General features: G+C 35.2%; 14 protein-coding genes, 8 tRNA genes, 2 rRNA genes and 1 other RNA gene (1 of these 25 running past the window's edge). 19 read left to right on the top strand and 6 right to left on the bottom strand.

The annotated features are described in order from the left end of the window. The 13 genes from B9Y54_RS02585 to B9Y54_RS02525 all read left to right on the top strand — a co-directional run. Positions 1–1,328, top strand: a 23S ribosomal RNA gene (locus tag B9Y54_RS02585) (it extends 1,593 nt beyond the left edge of the window). A gap of 89 nt (positions 1,329–1,417) precedes the next feature. Beyond that, positions 1,418–1,533, top strand: a 5S ribosomal RNA gene (gene rrf, locus B9Y54_RS02580). Positions 1,534–1,556: 23 nt separating this feature from the next. Then, positions 1,557–1,632 (top strand) — tRNA-Val (locus B9Y54_RS02575). A 1-nt stretch (position 1,633) separates the two neighbouring features. After that, positions 1,634–1,706, top strand: a tRNA-Lys gene (locus B9Y54_RS02570). Positions 1,707–1,744: 38 nt separating this feature from the next. Next, positions 1,745–1,829: transfer RNA gene (locus B9Y54_RS02565), tRNA-Leu, on the top strand. A 9-nt stretch (positions 1,830–1,838) separates the two neighbouring features. Next, positions 1,839–1,914: transfer RNA gene (locus tag B9Y54_RS02560), tRNA-Thr, on the top strand. Positions 1,915–1,917: 3 nt separating this feature from the next. Further along, positions 1,918–1,989: transfer RNA gene (locus B9Y54_RS02555), tRNA-Gly, on the top strand. Positions 1,990–2,037: 48 nt separating this feature from the next. Then, positions 2,038–2,126, top strand: a tRNA-Leu gene (locus B9Y54_RS02550). Between the two features lie 6 nt (positions 2,127–2,132). Then, positions 2,133–2,206, top strand: a tRNA-Arg gene (locus tag B9Y54_RS02545). A 25-nt stretch (positions 2,207–2,231) separates the two neighbouring features. After that, positions 2,232–2,305, top strand: a tRNA-Pro gene (locus tag B9Y54_RS02540). Positions 2,306–2,671: 366 nt separating this feature from the next. After that, positions 2,672–3,142, top strand: coding sequence for a CtsR family transcriptional regulator (locus tag B9Y54_RS02535; protein ID WP_085558834.1), 471 nt, complete (start codon positions 2,672–2,674; stop codon positions 3,140–3,142). Positions 3,143–3,159: 17 nt separating this feature from the next. Beyond that, the gene (locus B9Y54_RS02530; protein ID WP_085558833.1) at positions 3,160–5,652 is read left to right on the top strand and encodes an ATP-dependent Clp protease ATP-binding subunit; all 2,493 of its coding nucleotides are present in this window, start codon (positions 3,160–3,162) and stop codon (positions 5,650–5,652) included. Positions 5,653–5,797: 145 nt separating this feature from the next. Beyond that, the gene (locus tag B9Y54_RS02525; protein ID WP_085558832.1) at positions 5,798–6,181 is read left to right on the top strand and encodes a hypothetical protein; all 384 of its coding nucleotides are present in this window, start codon (positions 5,798–5,800) and stop codon (positions 6,179–6,181) included. A 117-nt stretch (positions 6,182–6,298) separates the two neighbouring features. Here B9Y54_RS02525 and B9Y54_RS02520 read toward each other — a convergent pair whose 3' ends face one another. Continuing rightward, on the bottom strand, positions 6,299–7,159 hold the full coding sequence (locus B9Y54_RS02520; RefSeq protein ID WP_085558831.1) for a helix-turn-helix domain-containing protein: 861 nt from the start codon (positions 7,157–7,159) through the stop codon (positions 6,299–6,301). Between the two features lie 127 nt (positions 7,160–7,286). Here B9Y54_RS02520 and tadA point away from each other — a divergent pair, with 127 nt between their 5' ends. Then, positions 7,287–7,793, top strand: coding sequence for a tRNA adenosine(34) deaminase TadA (gene tadA, locus B9Y54_RS02515; RefSeq protein WP_085558830.1), 507 nt, complete (start codon positions 7,287–7,289; stop codon positions 7,791–7,793). A gap of 27 nt (positions 7,794–7,820) precedes the next feature. On the opposite strand, the gene proC is transcribed toward tadA, so the two are convergent. After that, positions 7,821–8,633, bottom strand: coding sequence for a pyrroline-5-carboxylate reductase (proC, locus tag B9Y54_RS02510; protein ID WP_085558829.1), 813 nt, complete (start codon positions 8,631–8,633; stop codon positions 7,821–7,823). A gap of 297 nt (positions 8,634–8,930) precedes the next feature. Here proC and B9Y54_RS02505 point away from each other — a divergent pair, with 297 nt between their 5' ends. Beyond that, on the top strand, positions 8,931–9,815 hold the full coding sequence (locus B9Y54_RS02505) for a cation diffusion facilitator family transporter (RefSeq protein WP_085558828.1): 885 nt from the start codon (positions 8,931–8,933) through the stop codon (positions 9,813–9,815). Positions 9,816–10,185: 370 nt separating this feature from the next. Next, on the top strand, positions 10,186–11,160 hold the full coding sequence (gene guaC, locus B9Y54_RS02500; protein ID WP_085558827.1) for a GMP reductase: 975 nt from the start codon (positions 10,186–10,188) through the stop codon (positions 11,158–11,160). Positions 11,161–11,207: 47 nt separating this feature from the next. On the opposite strand, the gene B9Y54_RS02495 is transcribed toward guaC, so the two are convergent. Genes B9Y54_RS02495 through B9Y54_RS02480 form a run of 4 tightly spaced genes read right to left on the bottom strand, consistent with a single transcriptional unit; the run spans position 11,208 to position 14,394 of the window. Continuing rightward, positions 11,208–12,470, bottom strand: a complete 1,263-nt coding sequence (locus B9Y54_RS02495) for a hypothetical protein (RefSeq protein ID WP_085558826.1) — start codon at positions 12,468–12,470, stop codon at positions 11,208–11,210. Between the two features lie 19 nt (positions 12,471–12,489). Continuing rightward, positions 12,490–13,323 carry a hypothetical protein gene (locus B9Y54_RS02490; RefSeq protein WP_085558825.1) on the bottom strand — a complete coding sequence of 278 codons (834 nt, stop codon included), beginning with the start codon at positions 13,321–13,323 and terminating at the stop codon, positions 12,490–12,492. Further along, positions 13,320–14,009: an ATP-binding cassette domain-containing protein gene (locus B9Y54_RS02485; protein WP_085558824.1), complete on the bottom strand. Its 690-nt coding sequence runs from the start codon at positions 14,007–14,009 to the stop codon at positions 13,320–13,322. Before B9Y54_RS02485 ends, B9Y54_RS02490 begins: the two co-directional genes overlap by 4 nt. Next, positions 14,002–14,394, bottom strand: a complete 393-nt coding sequence (locus B9Y54_RS02480; protein ID WP_085558823.1) for a GntR family transcriptional regulator — start codon at positions 14,392–14,394, stop codon at positions 14,002–14,004. The genes B9Y54_RS02485 and B9Y54_RS02480 overlap by 8 nt, the downstream gene beginning before the upstream one ends. Before the next feature lie 298 nt (positions 14,395–14,692). On the opposite strand from B9Y54_RS02480, the gene ffs reads away from it, so the two are divergent. From ffs to B9Y54_RS02465, 3 genes are all read left to right on the top strand, one after another. After that, positions 14,693–14,779, top strand: an RNA gene (gene ffs, locus B9Y54_RS02475) — signal recognition particle sRNA small type. Between the two features lie 183 nt (positions 14,780–14,962). Further along, positions 14,963–16,840, top strand: coding sequence for a DNA polymerase III subunit gamma/tau (dnaX, locus tag B9Y54_RS02470; RefSeq protein ID WP_085558822.1), 1,878 nt, complete (start codon positions 14,963–14,965; stop codon positions 16,838–16,840). A 32-nt stretch (positions 16,841–16,872) separates the two neighbouring features. Further along, positions 16,873–17,184: a YbaB/EbfC family nucleoid-associated protein gene (locus B9Y54_RS02465; RefSeq protein WP_085558821.1), complete on the top strand. Its 312-nt coding sequence runs from the start codon at positions 16,873–16,875 to the stop codon at positions 17,182–17,184. Positions 17,185–17,306: the final 122 nt, after the last annotated feature.

The following is a 17,306-nucleotide window of genomic DNA, read 5'->3' as shown; positions in this document are numbered from 1 at the left end:
AAGTTCCCGATGTCACACTGTCAAGAAAAGCTTCTAGTTAGAAACAATCTGCCCGTACCGCAAACCGACACAGGTAGTCGAGGAGAGAATCCTAAGGTGTGCGAGCGAACTCTCGTTAAGGAACTCGGCAAAATGACCCCGTAACTTCGGGAGAAGGGGTGCTGACCATTTGGTCAGCCGCAGTGAATAGGCCCAAGCAACTGTTTATCAAAAACACAGGTCTCTGCTAAATCGAAAGATGACGTATAGGGGCTGACGCCTGCCCGGTGCTGGAAGGTTAAGAGGATGGGTTAGCTCTCGAGCGAAGCTCAGAATTGAAGCCCCAGTAAACGGCGGCCGTAACTATAACGGTCCTAAGGTAGCGAAATTCCTTGTCGGGTAAGTTCCGACCCGCACGAAAGGCGTAATGATTTGGGCACTGTCTCAACGAGAGACTCGGTGAAATTATAGTACCTGTGAAGATGCAGGTTACCCGCGACAGGACGGAAAGACCCCATGGAGCTTTACTGCAGTTTGATATTGAGTGTTTGTACAGCTTGTACAGGATAGGTAGGAGCCTATGAAGCCAGGACGCTAGTCTTGGTGGAGGCAATGGTGGGATACTACCCTTGCTGTATGACCACTCTAACCCTCAGCCATAATCTGGCTGGGAGACAGTGTCTGACGGGCAGTTTGACTGGGGCGGTCGCCTCCTAAAGTGTAACGGAGGCGCCCAAAGGTTCCCTCAGAATGGTTGGAAATCATTCGTAGAGTGTAAAGGCAGAAGGGAGCTTGACTGCGAGACCTACAAGTCGAGCAGGGACGAAAGTCGGGCTTAGTGATCCGGTGGTTCCGTATGGAAGGGCCATCGCTCAACGGATAAAAGCTACCCTGGGGATAACAGGCTTATCTCCCCCAAGAGTCCACATCGACGGGGAGGTTTGGCACCTCGATGTCGGCTCATCGCATCCTGGGGCTGTAGTCGGTCCCAAGGGTTGGGCTGTTCGCCCATTAAAGCGGTACGCGAGCTGGGTTCAGAACGTCGTGAGACAGTTCGGTCCCTATCCGTCGCGGGCGCAGGAAATTTGAGAGGAGCTGTCCTTAGTACGAGAGGACCGGGATGGACACACCGCTGGTGTACCAGTTGTTCTGCCAAGAGCATCGCTGGGTAGCTATGTGTGGACGGGATAAACGCTGAAAGCATCTAAGCGTGAAGCCCCCCTCAAGATGAGATTTCCCATCACGTAAGTGAGTAAGACCCCTGAGAGATGATCAGGTAGATAGGTTGGAAGTGGAAGTACAGCGATGTATGGAGCGGACCAATACTAATCGGTCGAGGACTTAACCATTTTTAAACGATGAAGAAACGGTTTTATTGTCTTATAGTTAAACACTACCCAGTTTTGAGAGAACAACGTTCTCTTATAGCTAAAAGATGTGTGGTGGCGATGGCAAGAAGGTCACACCTGTTCCCATGCCGAACACAGTAGTTAAGCTTCTTAGCGCCGATGGTAGTGAAGGGTTTCCCTTTGTGAGAGTAGGACGCTGCCGCGCATCTAATAGTTTTTTTCTCATATGGAGGTTTAGCTCAGCTGGGAGAGCATCTGCCTTACAAGCAGAGGGTCGGCGGTTCGATCCCGTCAACCTCCACCATGAGTCATTAGCTCAGTTGGTAGAGCATCTGACTTTTAATCAGAGGGTCGCAGGTTCGAATCCTGCATGACTCATAACTATTCATTAAAATGACTAGTTATGCCATATTTTAGCGGGTGTGGCGGAATTGGCAGACGCACTAGATTTAGGATCTAGCGTCGAAAGACGTGGGGGTTCAAGTCCCTTCACCCGCACCATATTTTCAAGCCGGCTTAGCTCAGTTGGTAGAGCATCTGATTTGTAATCAGAGGGTCGAGGGTTCAACTCCTTTAGCCGGCACCATTAGCGGAAGTAGTTCAGTGGTAGAACGCCACCTTGCCAAGGTGGAGGTCGCGGGTTCGAACCCCGTCTTCCGCTTACTAGGTCATCTAGTAAGCGATGTAACAATCGTAACTTGTTCAAAATGCCGGGGTGGCGGAACAGGTAGACGCACAGGACTTAAAATCCTGCGGTGAGTGATCATCGTGCCGGTTCGATTCCGGCCCTCGGCACCATATGTTGCACCCATAGCTCAATTGGATAGAGTACCTGACTACGAATCAGGCGGTTAGAGGTTCGACTCCTCTTGGGTGCATTTTTTAAATTTTATAAGATAATCACGGGAAGTAGCTCAGCTTGGTAGAGCACTTGGTTTGGGACCAAGGGGTCGCAGGTTCGAATCCTGTCTTCCCGATAATATGGAAAACCACTTACTTTGAGTGGTTTTTTTGTATTATCTAAAAGAATCAAAATTAAGTGGTGGTACAACCTAAAATTAATGACTATTATGACTATTCTAATTAAAATAGTCTGTTTTTAACTTAATATAAGAAGAGTTGCTTTTCAAATCCATTATTTTCTCGTATAATTAAAGTCAGTATTAGTCAAAACTTAGTTAATATTTTAAATATTTATTTTTTAACGAAAAAATAAATAACAAAGTCTGGTGTTGAGACGAAAAGAAAAGGAGTGTTACTGAAAGAGCACCGTTGCAATGTATGGTAAGAACAGGTAATATACACATACCATACAACCTCATTGTTTTAGTAACAAGTCACACATGAACAATCAGAATATGTCGGATATCATTGAAGCTTATTTGAAAAAAGTACTTGGGACAGATGAGCAAGTCGAAATTAGACGTAGTGAAATGGCAGACCGATTTAATTGTGTCCCTTCTCAAATTAATTATGTAATCAATACACGATTTACTGTTCAACAAGGCTATTTAGTGGAAAGTAAACGTGGTGGTGGCGGATATATACGAATAATCAAAGTCAAATTACTCGACGAAGCAGATATGTTGGATATGATGATTGATGTAATAGGTAGTGAAATATCACAAAGAAATGCCTATTCAATTGTAGAAACACTTTACCAAGATAGTATGATTGCTAAACGAGAAGCTAGCCTAATGCTTTCAGCAATGGAAAAGTCAGTTTTATCTTTAGAAGACTGTAAGAAAGAAAATGAATTACGGGCAAGAATAGTGACGGCTTTTTTGAATAACTTAAGATACGAGCAATTGTAAAGAATGGAGGTAATATTATGAATGAATTATTCTCAGAAAAAGCAAAAGACGTCTTAATGTTGGCTCAAGAGGAAGCTAAAGAGTTTCGTCATCGTTCGATAGGTACGGAACATATTTTGTTAGCTCTTGTGGTTGAGCAAGAAGGAATAGCAGGTAAAACACTTCGTGAATTTTCAATAACTGAAAAAGAAATACGAGAAGAAGCAGCACATTTTACCGGTTATGGAACAATGAAATATGATTCAAAGAGCATTGTTCTTCCTTATTCACCCCGGGCTAAACAAGCGATAACATTAGCCACAGATGAAGCTAGGCGTATGGGATCCTCCCTAGTAGGAACAGAACATTTATTACTTGGCTTGTTGCGTGAAGAGGATGTATTGTCTTCTAAAATTTTAACAAATCTAGATATTAACTTAAATAAAATACGTCAAATATTACTAAAAAAAATAGGCGTTATAGATGAAAAAAATAGTAAGACAAAACGTTCTAAGTCTGTTATTAAACAAACGATAGGTACTCCGACACTTGATGCTTTAGCAAGAGATTTAACAGCAAGTGCTAGAGCTAAAAAAATTGATCCGATTATTGGACGACAAATAGAAATAAAAAGAGTCATCCAGGTGTTAAGTCGACGTACTAAAAATAATCCGGTTTTGATTGGTGAAGCGGGAGTAGGTAAAACTGCTATAGCAGAGGGGTTAGCACAGAAAATTGCTGCTAGAGAAGTTCCGCATACATTAATCGGTAAACGGCTAATGATGCTCGATATGGGTTCTTTAGTCGCAGGCACAAAGTACCGTGGAGAATTCGAAGAACGAATGAAAAAAATTATTGATGAAATTTATCAAGACGGAAACGTTATACTGTTTATTGATGAGTTGCATACACTAATTGGAGCAGGTGGTGCTGAAGGCGCAATAGACGCTTCTAATATACTGAAACCCGCTTTAGCTCGTGGAGAATTACAAACTATAGGTGCTACTACGCTAGATGAATACCAAAAATATATTGAAAAAGATGCAGCTTTAGAAAGACGTTTCTCACCTATTCGTGTTGAACAACCTTCTCTTGAAGAGACGGAAGATATTTTATTAGGTTTACGTTCGCGCTACGAAGATCACCACGGTGTTGAAATTACTGATGAAGCTATCCATGCAGCTGTCCAATTGTCTTCTCGTTATATAACTGCTAGACAACTTCCTGATAAAGCGATTGATCTAATCGATGAGTCAGCTTCAAAAGTGCGATTAGACTCTTCTAATAAACCTTCACCGATGGTGACTGCACTTAAACAGCTAGAAACATTGATTGAGGAGAAAGAAGTAGCTATTCAGTTGCAAGATTTTGAAAAAGCAGCTAAGTTACGAACAAGTGAAATGCAGCAAAGAACAGAAATTGAAGGGATTTTGGAAAAAATTAAGCATCCTGGTCCAAATTCAGTTAATTTAAAAGTAGAAGAAAATGATATTGCAGAAGTCGTTTCCTTATGGACAGGTATACCAGTGAAACAAATGGACCAAAAAGAATCAGGTCTTCTGTTAAAATTAGAAAATATTTTGCATAAACGCTTAATAGGACAAGAAGAAGCCGTTAGTGCAGTAGCTAGGGCTATCAGAAGATCTAGAAGCGGATTAAAAGATCCTAATAAACCAATCGGTTCATTTATGTTTTTAGGACCAACAGGAGTAGGGAAAACAGAATTAGCAAAAACACTAGCCGATGCTATGTTTGGTAGTGAAGAAGCATTGATTAGAGTAGATATGTCTGAATTTATGGAAAAATATAGTACAAGTCGTTTAATTGGCTCTCCTCCGGGTTATGTTGGTTATGATGAAGGTGGACAACTAACTGAAAAAGTAAGGCAAAAACCTTATTCAGTTATCTTATTTGATGAAGTTGAAAAAGCCCATCCAGATGTCTTTAACATTCTGTTACAAGTATTAGATGACGGTCATTTGACTGATTCAAAAGGTCGTAAAGTAGACTTTAAGAATACCGTTATGATTATGACTTCAAATCTCGGAGCAACGTCTTTGAGAGATGAAAAATTAGTTGGGTTTAGTACAAAAGATAAGAAGAAAGACCATAATATGATGGAAAAAAGGATTAAAGAAGAATTAAAAACAACCTTTAGGCCAGAGTTTATCAATCGATTAGATGAAATCATTGTGTTTCATGCGCTTGAAAAAGCTGAGCTAAATAAGATTGTTAAATTATTAGCACAATCAATTATTAAGCGTTTAGAAGAAATGGATATTCATGTTAAAATAACCCAAGCAGCTATAGACGTCATATCTAAAGCAGGATTTGATCCAGAGTACGGTGCTCGACCTTTGCGTCGTGCGATTCAAAAAGAAATTGAAGATCGCTTGAGTGAAGAACTATTGAGTGGAGTAATTAAAGTTGGAGATCAGGTTACTCTTGGGGCTTCAAAAGGAAAAATTAAAGTTACTGTAAAGGATAGAACAAAAAAGATTGAAATATCTTCTGATTCAATAAAATCTTAAAAATAGTTTTTAAAATAAATTATATAGAACCCAAATACCTAGTATCATTCTCAGATGCTAGGTATTTTTTATTCATATTATTCGTATTTTTTCTTTTTTTCTGCTATGCTTAAATCATAGATAGAGTAAGGGAGATGTATATTTTATGAAAAGAAGTGCACGTAATTTACTAGTCGGTTTAGGCGCTACATTAGCGATAGGAGCCGTTATCTTATCTACATCTGATAGAAATATGGCTAAAGTAGAGGCCTATATTAATCGGCAAAAAGCGAAAAATTTTGTTAAAGATACATTAAAGGGTAATGAAAAAGCTTTAGATGTTGTTGAAAAATTATCTGATGAAGAAGTTATAAATTTATTAAAAGTTGTTGATAAAGTCAGTGATTTAAAAGGGCAAGTTGGGAGCTATACAAATCATCTAAAAGAGGCAACGAATGAATTTAAAGAGATGTTTGTGGATAAAAAAGAAAAAGCAACAGAAAAAGCAGAAGATTTTGTAGAAGAAGTGAAAGACAAAGTAAAAGGATAAAAAAATTTAAAAATTAAATAAGCTCCTACTTATTCACGAATAGGTAGGAGCTTATTTAATTTTACATCATTTGTTTATTAAAAGAACAAGCTGAATTATGCAACAAAGTGTTATTTCTTAAAAAACTAATAGATAGCAAAGTAATAAATCATCCATATTGCGTAAAGATAACCCACTCGTATCACAAAACCGTTCTATTCGATATTGTAAGGTATTTCGGTGAACGTACAATGATTTAGCGGCTAAACTGATATTCCCTTGACTATGCCACATAGCTAGAATGAGTTCTTTTAACTCAGGTTGAGTTGTGTATTTCTTTTTAAGAATAGGCATGAGGATACTTTTATCTAAGGATTCAGACGTATAATGATGCAAAGCAACAATAGGTAAAGAAAGTAAGGATTTTCCTTTATTTTTTTGTTTTTCGAAAATAAATTGTTCTTCTTCAAAAATAGATTTGAATTCTTTATTTATTGGCCAGAATTGACCAATATAGCAAATAGTTTTAATTGAAAAATCATCATCAAGTGTTTGAATGATACCCGAAAGTTCAGCGAAAGTTAACTTTTCGTCAGACTTTTTTTGAATCAGTAATCCAGAAGTTTCGTTGGTAAAAAAAGCTTCTTTACTGTTACTAAAAATACTTTTGAATGCACTAAGCCAAGTTTTTTTTTCAAAATAAGAGTCCTTTTTTAAAATGATAAATTGGATAATACGAAATTCACTATCTAAAGTTGGAGGGGAAGGCTCAACTCCATTTATTAAGTAGTTTTGCCATTTTAAAGCAACTGAAGAAAGATTAGTTTTTTTTGAAACAAATAAAAGGTTCAATAATTCAATTTCAGAGGATGTTTTAGTTGATTTTTCAAAATGAATCCATTTATTTTTGAATGGAAAAGAAATAAAGTTAGTATTTTCTAAAGGTAGGTCAGTTAACTGAGCATCTGAATAGATTGATTTAATCTCATTGAATTCCAAAATAATACCTCTTTTCAAATAAATAGGAATGATTCTTTTATAACAACTTCTTTTTTTGATATTTCTGCTCAAATCTAGTGTTGATTTATGATAGGATAACATTAATAAATTAAGAAGGACTGAACTTATGTTAACAATGAAAGAAAAAGAATACTTTATGGGTGAAGCGATTAAAGAAGCTAAAAAAGCTAGAAATAAATTAGAAGTACCAATTGGAGCCGTTATTGTTCTCAATGGCCTTATTATAGGCCGTGGTCATAATGGTCGAGAAGAAAGTCTTGATGCAACAGCGCACGCTGAAATGTTTGCTATTAAAGAAGCAAACGAGACGCTTAAAAACTGGCGTTTAGAAGATGCACAATTATTTGTCACATTAGAGCCCTGTCCAATGTGTAGCGGTGCAATGATTTTGTCACGTGTCAAAGAATTGTATTATGGAGCAGCAGATCCTAAAGGTGGAACAGCTGGTACCTTAATGAACTTGTTAACCGATAGTCGCTTTAACCACCAAGTTATGATAGAAAAAGGCATTCTCGAGTATGAATGTAGCGAATTATTAACTTATTTTTTTAGAGAGTTGCGTAAACGTAAAAAAACTGAAAAAGCTGAACAAAAAAAATTAGATGAACGATAATAAGATAAAGAAAGTTTGAAAAAGAATTTAGTCGTTTAATAATTCTCGATCTTTTGCAATAGTAGCATCAACACCCTTAATAACAGTCGAAATAAATCCTTCATTCTCCAAAGCAACAATTCCTGCAACGGTTGTACCACCAGGTGAAGAAACTTGATCTATTAAGTTCCAAGGAGATTGATCACTTTCTAGCACTAACTTTGCACTACCTAAAACAGCTTGCGCCGCAATTTTTGTAGCTAGTTTTTTAGGCATACCGTTCTTAACAGCTCCACGAGCTAGTGAATCAATGAAGAGAAAAGTATATGCTGGCGAACTACCTGCAATAGCAATGAATGTACTAAAATCTTTTTCCTCTAACTCAATAGCTTCACCAATAGATTTAAACATACCTATTATATACTGAATTTGTTCAATGGATGAAAAAGTATTCCCGCAAATAGCAGTCATGCCTTCGCCGATAACAGAATTTAAGTTTGGCATGACTCGGATAATAGGATTAGTAGAGTTTATTCCGATTAGATGAGATAATTTTTTAAGTGATGTTCCAGCAGCAATTGAAACCAATAAAGGCTGATACTTTTTAATTGCTGAGCTTAAATCAGGCAGTATTTCTGCAAGCACATTTGGCTTAACCGCTAAAACGACAATATCTACGCTAGCAATTAATTCTTCATTTGAAGAGCAAATAGTCGTTTTTGTTTCGGATGCGAAATCAGTTAATTTTTCTTTTGTTCGGCTAGAGATGTAAATTTCTTCGCTATTCATATATTTTTTTTCAATCATACCTTTAATAATAGCGTTAGCCATATTTCCTATACCAATAAATCCAACTTTCATGAGGAACACTCCATTCTATAGAATATAGTAAACTGTTATTATTTTAACATAAAAACAAGATAGCTGTTTAGCTACATTAGTTTTAACTGATTTTAAAAATTAAACTTATCTTGTACCAAAACGGTTATGGTGATAGAATATAATTCATGTTTTAAACTGTATTTTTACATAATGAAAGCAAAAGAAACGGTTATTTTTCTTTTGTATGGAGTATAAAATAGAAGACTGTTTAGAAGTTGTATTTAAGGATAAAATCTAAATATACTTATTAAACAAGTTAAAGAGGGGAGATTTGACATGCAAGATCGTTACGAAGAATTAAAAAGAGCTGAAAAAGGAGCAATAGTAAGTATTGTAGCATATATTTTCCTCTCTTTAATTAAAATATTTGTTGGGGTTACTTACCAATCTGCTGCATTAAGAGCAGATGGACTAAATAATTTAACCGATGTTTTCTCTTCCTTAGCTGTTTTAGTTGGATTGAAATTAGCTCGAAGACCTGCAGATGATGACCACCCTTATGGCCATTGGAAAGCAGAAACAATAGCTAGTCTAATCACTTCTTTTGTGATGCTATTTGTAGGAATTCAAGTCTTTTATTCTAGTTTTAACCGAATAATTGATGGAGGAAATATCCCGCCGGAAAAAATAACAGGATTCATAGGGTTTGTGGGTGCTATCATTATGATGGGTGTATATTTTTATAATTTAAAACTTGCAAAAAAGATAAATAGTGATGGATTAAAAGCGGTTGCTAAAGATAACTTAAGCGATGCTCTAACTAGTTTAGGAACAACGATTGCTATTATTGGATCAATGTTGGGATATATCTGGATGGATGGTGTGATGGCAATCATTGTATCTATTATCATTATTAAGACAGGTATAGAGATTTTTAGTGATAGCGCATTCTCGCTATCTGATGGATTTAATACGACAGATTTAGGTGAATATAAAAAGCGTATTCTGAGTTTACCAAATGTCCTTTCAGTTAAAGATATTAAAGCACGCAAATATGGTGCAAATGTCTATGTAGATGTAACTATTTTAGTTGATGCAACATTAACTGTACTTGAAGGTCATCAAATCACAGAAAATGTAGAACGGATATTGAGAGAATCATATGGCATAATTGACATTGATGTTCACGTTGAGCCAGATCAAATGAATAAAAGTAAATAAATAGTAATATCTTTATTATGAAAAGAAGATAAGAGTGATTTATTGGTTTCTTTAGAGAGGTTAAGCAGTCATCGGCTAACCGGTTGAAAAGTTCTGTTATTTTTAGTTACTATACTAAGAATAATAGAGCTTTTTTTAAATAAAAATTATTAATTAATTCTCTTTCTCTCTTTATTTTAATAATAGGAGAAAGAGAAAATTATTTTTTAAAAATAGAATAGGCTTTGACAAATAAAAAAAAATACGGTAAATTAGTCAATGGACGAACTATTTAAAAATACAAAGATTCTAATGTTCGTTTATAGAGCATGAAAAATAAGAATAGTTTAAATGAATAGACAATAAAGAAGAGAAAGAGGTTTTCAAGCGAATGAAAGTTTTTGATTATGAAGACATCCAATTGATTCCCAATAAAAGCATTGTTCGAAGTAGAACAGAATGCGATACAAGCGTGACATTAGGCAATCATACATTTAAAGTACCTGTTGTTGCAGCGAATATGCAGACCGTAATTGATGAAGGATTAGCCATTTGGTTTGCAGAGAATGACTATTTTTATGTGATGCACCGTTTTGAAGAAGAAAAACGTCAACTATTCATAATCGACATGCATGAAAGAGGATTATTTGCTTCTATCAGCGTTGGGGTAAAAGAAACAGAATATGATTTTATTAAAGAGTTAGCTGGACAAGAAATTATACCTGAATATATTACAATTGATATTGCACATGGTCACTCTGATTTAGTCATTAATATGATTCGTTATATTAAAAAGCAGCTACCAACCACTTTCTTAATTGCTGGAAATGTAGGAACACCAGAAGCTGTACGTGAATTAGAAAATGCAGGAGCAGATGCTACAAAAGTAGGAATTGGCCCAGGAAAGGTTTGTATTACTAAGTTGAAAACAGGCTTTGGAACAGGCGGATGGCAATTAGCTGCACTACGTTGGTGTTCAACAGCTGCTCGTAAACCGATAATTGCTGATGGCGGGATACGACACAATGGCGATATTGCTAAATCTATTCGTTTTGGAGCAACAATGGTGATGATTGGCTCTGTTTTTTCAGGGCATGATCAGTCTCCAGGTGAAGCACTTGAAATTGATGGAAAAATGTACAAAGAATATTATGGCAGTGCTTCTGAATTTCAAAAAGGTGAGCATAAAAACGTTGAAGGTAAAAAGATTATGGTTTCACCAAAAGGAGATATCTCAAACACCTTGTTAGAGATGCAGCAAGACTTACAATCTTCAATCTCCTATGCAGGTGGTAAGGATCTTGAAGCACTTCGCAAAGTAAATTATGTCGTTGTAAAAAACTCTATTTTTAATGGAGATCGTTAAATAAACAGACTAAAAAAAGAAGCCATTGGCTTCTTTTTTTAGTCTGTTTATTCATTATCAAAGGTTAAATTATTTTTCTTGGTCAATGTATTATCAGCAGTTGGCTCAATAGAACCTTCATAGATAAGCTCTCCATCAGTTAAGTGGTAGATTGACAGTTTCTTTTTTAAGGGAGATTCTTTCGTTGCAGAGACTAGATAAAGTTTATTATTTTTTATACTTTCCCATTCTATTGAATCTTCCAAAACAGGTAAGTCTATTACTAGCTTGGATGATTCATTTGGTTTACTCAAAGTTGTAGTATATATAGTTAGTTTCTTATCAATAAAGTAATAAGAATAGAGAGTTTTTTTATCGGAAATGACAGCTGAATTTAACGTGCTAAATTCTTTAGGTAAAGGGATTTTTTTAGACTCATTTGTACTAATTTTATAGTGAACTAATTCATAATCAAGTATTCTAGAACGAGAATCTAAAGACGCTGATTCATCTTGTTCATTGATTGGTTGATCATGAAATAAGCAGAAAATTAAATCATCGGATGTTTGGTCTAGTTGGGTTTCAGATAGTAACTCGACTCGAGTCAACTCACTAGAGGATGGATTTTTTTCAAAAGAAATCAAATTATCTGTAGCTACTTTTTGATTGCCAAGATCTAGCTGATAAATATGGTACTCTTGTAATTCTTCTTGGTAGTCTTGGTTATTTGTTTGTGAAAGCTCATTTCTCGTAACAACACTAAGACTGCTATTTATAATTTGTATTTTTTGAATACCAACATATTGATAGTCTTTTTTTTCAGGTAGATCGATTTTATAAGATAACTGTTCATCTGTTTTTTTATTTAATAGACTAATATCAAAAAATCTTTTTCCAGAACTTTTATCAAGATATTCTTGGTCAAGATTAACGTAAACGATAAAAGAATCATCTTCGAAAAAGTTTTGTAACTGTAAATTTTTTCCGCGGATAAAGTGCTTATGTTCTTTTTGCAAGCGATTGAGTGGAGAAAAACTATCTAAATAAGAGAGTTGGCTAAAAAAGGATTGCTGTCCATCATATATAGTTTGGTCATGACTTAAAGAGAATGTTTTTTCAGAGTACATAGTACTAAAATTTGATTGTAATTTAGAATCGGGAGAATAATAACCTTGTAACGTTAAATCTTTTATTTCTGTAGAATCTCCTTTTATTGTTTTAATAGTAAAATCAGGGTATTCATTATGTGAAAAAAGTGGTTTAAGATAAAAGATACCAATAGTTAAGATAATAATGAGGATAAATGTAGATAGTTTCCAATAGCGTTTCACTGTTGTTGGCCTCCTTTAATTAGACTGTAATTTTTTTATTTAATAAATAATAGCTTACCCAAATAGAAAAAATAGAAATCGTTAGTCCTAAGAATAATTCAATGGCAAAGATTTCAATGGGATAAAGGTAATGAGGGTTTAGTTTAGCCTGGATAATAAAAGGAGAAAGCATTAAAATGAGCATTCCTGCACCGAATAGGCCACCAAATACAAGCCCTTTCAGATGAAAACTTCTTTCAAATAAGATAATTGTGAATAAAACAATTAATACAAGTAAGCCCAATCCGTAATGAATTAAAAATTGGATAAATGAATTAGGAAATAAAACCGATAGATATTCTGAAGAAGAAATAATGGTTTGAGTTGAAAGATCGTATCTCAGATAGTCGGGTAGCAACTGATTAAACAGAGCAGATTCAAATGGAATCAATATTAATTGAGTAGCCACTAAGCCTAATACCATTAAAATTATAGCGGTTAATTTAGAAAAAAATAAATTGATCCGGTCTGTTGGTAGCATCAAGAGACGATAAATGAAAGCATTTTTTCCAAACCAATCACGATACCAAATAAAAAAGCTATAAAATACTAAAGCAGCGGCACTAAAAATAATAGGAATGATAAACCAGCCACTAAGGGTTACGTTAATGAATGTTAATGGAGGATAGCTAGCAAAATAGTCTTTTATAGAAAGAGATTCTTGTTGTAGGGTTTGACTAACAGTAGCGACATAATTACGTGATTGTAAAAAAACTCCTGTAAATTGTGAAATAACAGTTACAACGATTAAGGCCATATAAATTTTTATAAATCGATTTAGTTCAAAGTAAACGAGTTTTAGATAGTTTTTCATTTTACATAGACCTCCCGCATAACATCAATAATTGATTTTTCTTCTTGCTCACGCATTTCTTCAGCGTTAAAATCTTTCACTACGATGCCATCATCTATTAGGATAACTTTATCAATTAAATGCTCGATATCATTAATTTCATGAGTCGTGATGAGCACACCACGATCCTCAATCAAGTGACTGGTAAAGACATTTGTGATTTGTTCGCGGCTAAAAATATCAATTCCTGAAAAAGGTTCATCCATTAATAGGTAATCAACATCTAAAGCTAAACCTAACATCAAATTAATTTTAGCTGTATTACCTTTTGAAAGAGTAGTAATTTTTTCTGTTTCAGTTAATTGAAAAAAATCAAGTAAATCATTTGCTCGTTCTTGATTCCAAGTTGTGTAAAAATCTTTCATAAATTGCATGGCTTGTTTAATCGTCATCTGTGAAAGCATAGCGATTGTATCTGGGATAAATGCAATCGTTTGATAACTTTCTTTAGTTAATTTTTTGCCGTCTATTAAAATTTCACCGCTAGTTAAAGGAGTTAAATTCATGATTGCATTTAAAGCAGTCGTTTTACCGGCACCATTGATTCCAATCAAACAAGTGATTTCTCCCTTTTTAGCAGTAAAAGATAACCCTTTTAAAATCTTCTTCTTACCGAACTTTTTAGTAATATTTTTAACTTCAATCATGTGAATCCTCCTTATCTTTTGAGGCCTGAATGTATTTTTTTTTAACTAAATCAACAAGCTCATCTAGTGGTACTTGGATAGGTTTGATTGCTACAATAAAATGATCTGTAGCTTCGTCGAGTAATTCTTTGCGAACATTTTTTAATACATTACTGTCTTCAGTGATTCTACTGGGCAAATTACCTTCAGTATAAATCAATCCACTATTTTCCATTTCTTTGTAGGCTTTTTGAGCAGTATTAGGATTAATTTTTAATTGATTTGCGAGATCTCGTCTCGATGGAATTTCTTGACCAGGCTTTAAGTGAGCAATAGCCATTTCTTGTTTAAAGTATTGGACAACTTGTAAGTAAATTGGATCTCGCTTATTAAATTGGATATTCATAGCTACCTCCTATAAGTTTTGTGTATTAACAGGTTAGTACACTAATGTCAAAAAAAGTTATTGAATAAGACTTCCCTCTTGTATTATAGGGTTAGTACGCTAGCTGTGTCAATAGTTTTTTATATTACTTAAGCGTACGCGTATTCACGCATTAGTTGTTTAGCCTTAATTCCTAAAATAGATACAAACATGAGATTAAGAATATTGGTTTAAAAGTAAAAACAGATTCCAGAGTTAAGGGGATTAAAAAGGACTAGCTTTTAATTAAACTTTGCGTTATAATAAGAGATGCCGCAAGGCCGTATGGCAATGGAGAACTTACGAATCGTGTCAGATCCGGAAGGAAGCAGCACTAAGTTTGCTTGTCCATGTGCTGTACGTACATAGTATAATGAAAAAGTTTTTGATTTTTTAAAATCAGAAACTTTTTTTGTTGCCTGAAAGAACGCTAAGTTAATTTTTAAAGCTAGAAATTACTTAATAATGAAGAAGATCGTGGTTTAATTTTAGAGTCAAATAACGTATAATAAAAAGTAGCAACTACAGGGTTAAGAAGGGGAGAAAAGCATTGAGTTATCAAGCACTTTACCGCGTATGGCGACCTCAAAAGTTCCAAGACGTTGCTGGGCAAAAGGCCATTACACAAACACTGAGAAATGCTCTTATACAACAAAAGACAAGTCATGCTTATCTCTTTACAGGCCCTCGTGGAACCGGTAAAACAAGTGGAGCTAAGATATTCGCTAAAGCCATTAATTGTCATTATTTAAAAGATGGAGAACCATGTAATGAGTGTGAAACGTGTAGAGCGATTACGAAAGGTCAGTTAAATGATGTAATTGAAATTGATGCTGCTAGTAATAACGGAGTCGAAGAAATTCGTGATATTCGTGATAAAGCTAAATATGCACCAACTAGCGCAGATTACAAAATTTATATTATTGATGAAGTTCATATGCTCTCAACTGGGGCTTTCAATGCTTTATTAAAAACACTGGAAGAACCACCGAAGAATGTTGTCTTTATTCTGGCAACCACAGAGCCACACAAAATTCCTTTAACAATCATATCTAGAACACAGCGATTTGATTTCAAACGAATCAATGTGCGTGATATTTCTGATCGAATGCGATATATTTTAACTCAAGAAAAGATTGAATTTGAAGAAGCTGCATTACCGATTGTTGCGCGAGCAGCAGAAGGCGGAATGCGGGATGCTTTGAGTATTTTAGATCAAGCTATTTCTTTTGGTGATGATACTGTCACAATCGAAGATGTGATGAGTGTTACTGGAAGCTTAACTCAAGAATTAATGTTGACATACTTTGAAGCTGTTGTAACACATGATACGAAAAAAGGATTGTTTTTACTTCAAGAAATCTTAGCTGACGGAAAAGATGCAGCGCGTTTTGTAGAAGACTTAATTTTATTTAGTCGTGACTTGCTAGTTTATCAACAGGCTCCCCAAATGAGCGAATTATTAGATGGGGCCAAAGTTGATGCCGCATTTAAAAAACTCAGTGAGACAATCTCGGCAGATTCTCTTTATCAAATGATTGTTATTTTAAACGGAACACAAACGGAACTACGTTTTACTAATCACCCTGATGTGTATTTAGAAGTAGCAACAGTTAGATTAACTCACTTAGATGCTATTACTCATCTAAGTGAGTCAGCGACCTCAAATGAACAAGTATTGGATCAAAAAGAAACGTCTGTGCCCTCGGATAACAAAAAAATAATAGAGTTAGAAAATGAACTCCTAAAAATAAAAAAACAAATGGAATCTATTCTAGTGAGTGGACATTCAAAAGTAGCGACCAAAAAAACGAAATCTGTTTCTAAAAAAGCAGCTAACAATCAATTCAAACCCAATACATCAGCTATTTATAGTATATTAAAAGAAGCAACGAGAGAAAATCTAGCTCAGTTGAAAAATGTTTGGCCTGATTTATTAAATATGCTCTCTGTTACCCAGCGTGCAATGTTAAAAGCTTCGACACCTGTTGCAGCAGGTCCTAGTGGGTTAATTGTTTCATTCGACTATGATATCTTGTGTCAAAAGGCAACAAATGATAGTGAATTAATGGAAGCGGTCAAACAGTTTTTAGAAAGGCTGATAGGCAATGCACCACAAATGATTTTTGTACCAGGAGAACAGTGGCCAATCATTAGAGAACAATACGTCAAGCAACTCAAAAATCGATCATCAGATGATAAAGCAGTAGAGAATACACACGTTGGGCAAGTTTCAAAGCCTGATCAATCAAAAGAGCAAAAGGGAAAATCATTTGAACCGGTTAAAAAACAACTAGAGACAGTAGTAGATACTTCTGAATGGGATAGTTTAGAAGACTTTGTCCCACCTGCACAAGAGGATGATAAGGTCGTTACAGAAGCTATGGCTCTATTTGGAGAAAAGATGGTTGAAGTGAAAAATGATTAATTAAATAAGAAGACTAGAGAGGAAGCGACAAGATGCGTGGAATGGGAAATATGCAAGGTATGATGAAGCAAATGCAAAAAATGCAAAAAGAAATGGCGAAAACACAAGAAGCCTTGAACGAAAAAGAATTTGTAGGAACAGCCAGTGGAGATTTAGTTAGCGTAACATTAACTGGAGACCGTAAAATGAAAAGTATTTCAATCAAACCAGAAGTAGTGGATCCAGAAGATATTGAGATACTAGAAGATTTAATTGTTTTAGCCTCAAATGATGCATTAGCTAAAGTAGAAGCTGAGACAGAAACAACAATGGGTAAATACACTAAAAATATCCCAGGTATGTAAAACACAACAAGGAATAAATTGATTGAAACGTGTAACAGTATATTAAAAATGGGATTCCAAGATGGATCCCGTTTTTTTACCTTTTTATTTAATGATTTTCTGCTTTTTAAAGAGAGGAATGG

The organism is Carnobacterium iners (assembly GCF_900177385.1).
Lineage (GTDB): Bacteria > Bacillota > Bacilli > Lactobacillales > Carnobacteriaceae > Carnobacterium_A > Carnobacterium_A iners.
Note: the sequence above shows the minus strand (reverse complement) of the source record. Positions and strands in the feature narration are given on the sequence as shown.

Coding starts and splice junctions, on each gene's coding strand:
- proC (WP_085558829.1), bottom strand. CDS start 8,633: ATGAAAGTTGGATTTATTGGTATAGGAAATATGGCTAACGCTATTATT.
- guaC (WP_085558827.1), top strand. CDS start 10,186: ATGAAAGTTTTTGATTATGAAGACATCCAATTGATTCCCAATAAAAGC.
- tadA (WP_085558830.1), top strand. CDS start 7,287: ATGTTAACAATGAAAGAAAAAGAATACTTTATGGGTGAAGCGATTAAA.
- B9Y54_RS02465 (WP_085558821.1), top strand. CDS start 16,873: ATGCGTGGAATGGGAAATATGCAAGGTATGATGAAGCAAATGCAAAAA.
- B9Y54_RS02485 (WP_085558824.1), bottom strand. CDS start 14,009: ATGATTGAAGTTAAAAATATTACTAAAAAGTTCGGTAAGAAGAAGATT.
- B9Y54_RS02530 (WP_085558833.1), top strand. CDS start 3,160: ATGAATGAATTATTCTCAGAAAAAGCAAAAGACGTCTTAATGTTGGCT.
- B9Y54_RS02525 (WP_085558832.1), top strand. CDS start 5,798: ATGAAAAGAAGTGCACGTAATTTACTAGTCGGTTTAGGCGCTACATTA.
- B9Y54_RS02505 (WP_085558828.1), top strand. CDS start 8,931: ATGCAAGATCGTTACGAAGAATTAAAAAGAGCTGAAAAAGGAGCAATA.
- B9Y54_RS02535 (WP_085558834.1), top strand. CDS start 2,672: ATGAACAATCAGAATATGTCGGATATCATTGAAGCTTATTTGAAAAAA.
- B9Y54_RS02480 (WP_085558823.1), bottom strand. CDS start 14,394: ATGAATATCCAATTTAATAAGCGAGATCCAATTTACTTACAAGTTGTC.
- B9Y54_RS02490 (WP_085558825.1), bottom strand. CDS start 13,323: ATGAAAAACTATCTAAAACTCGTTTACTTTGAACTAAATCGATTTATA.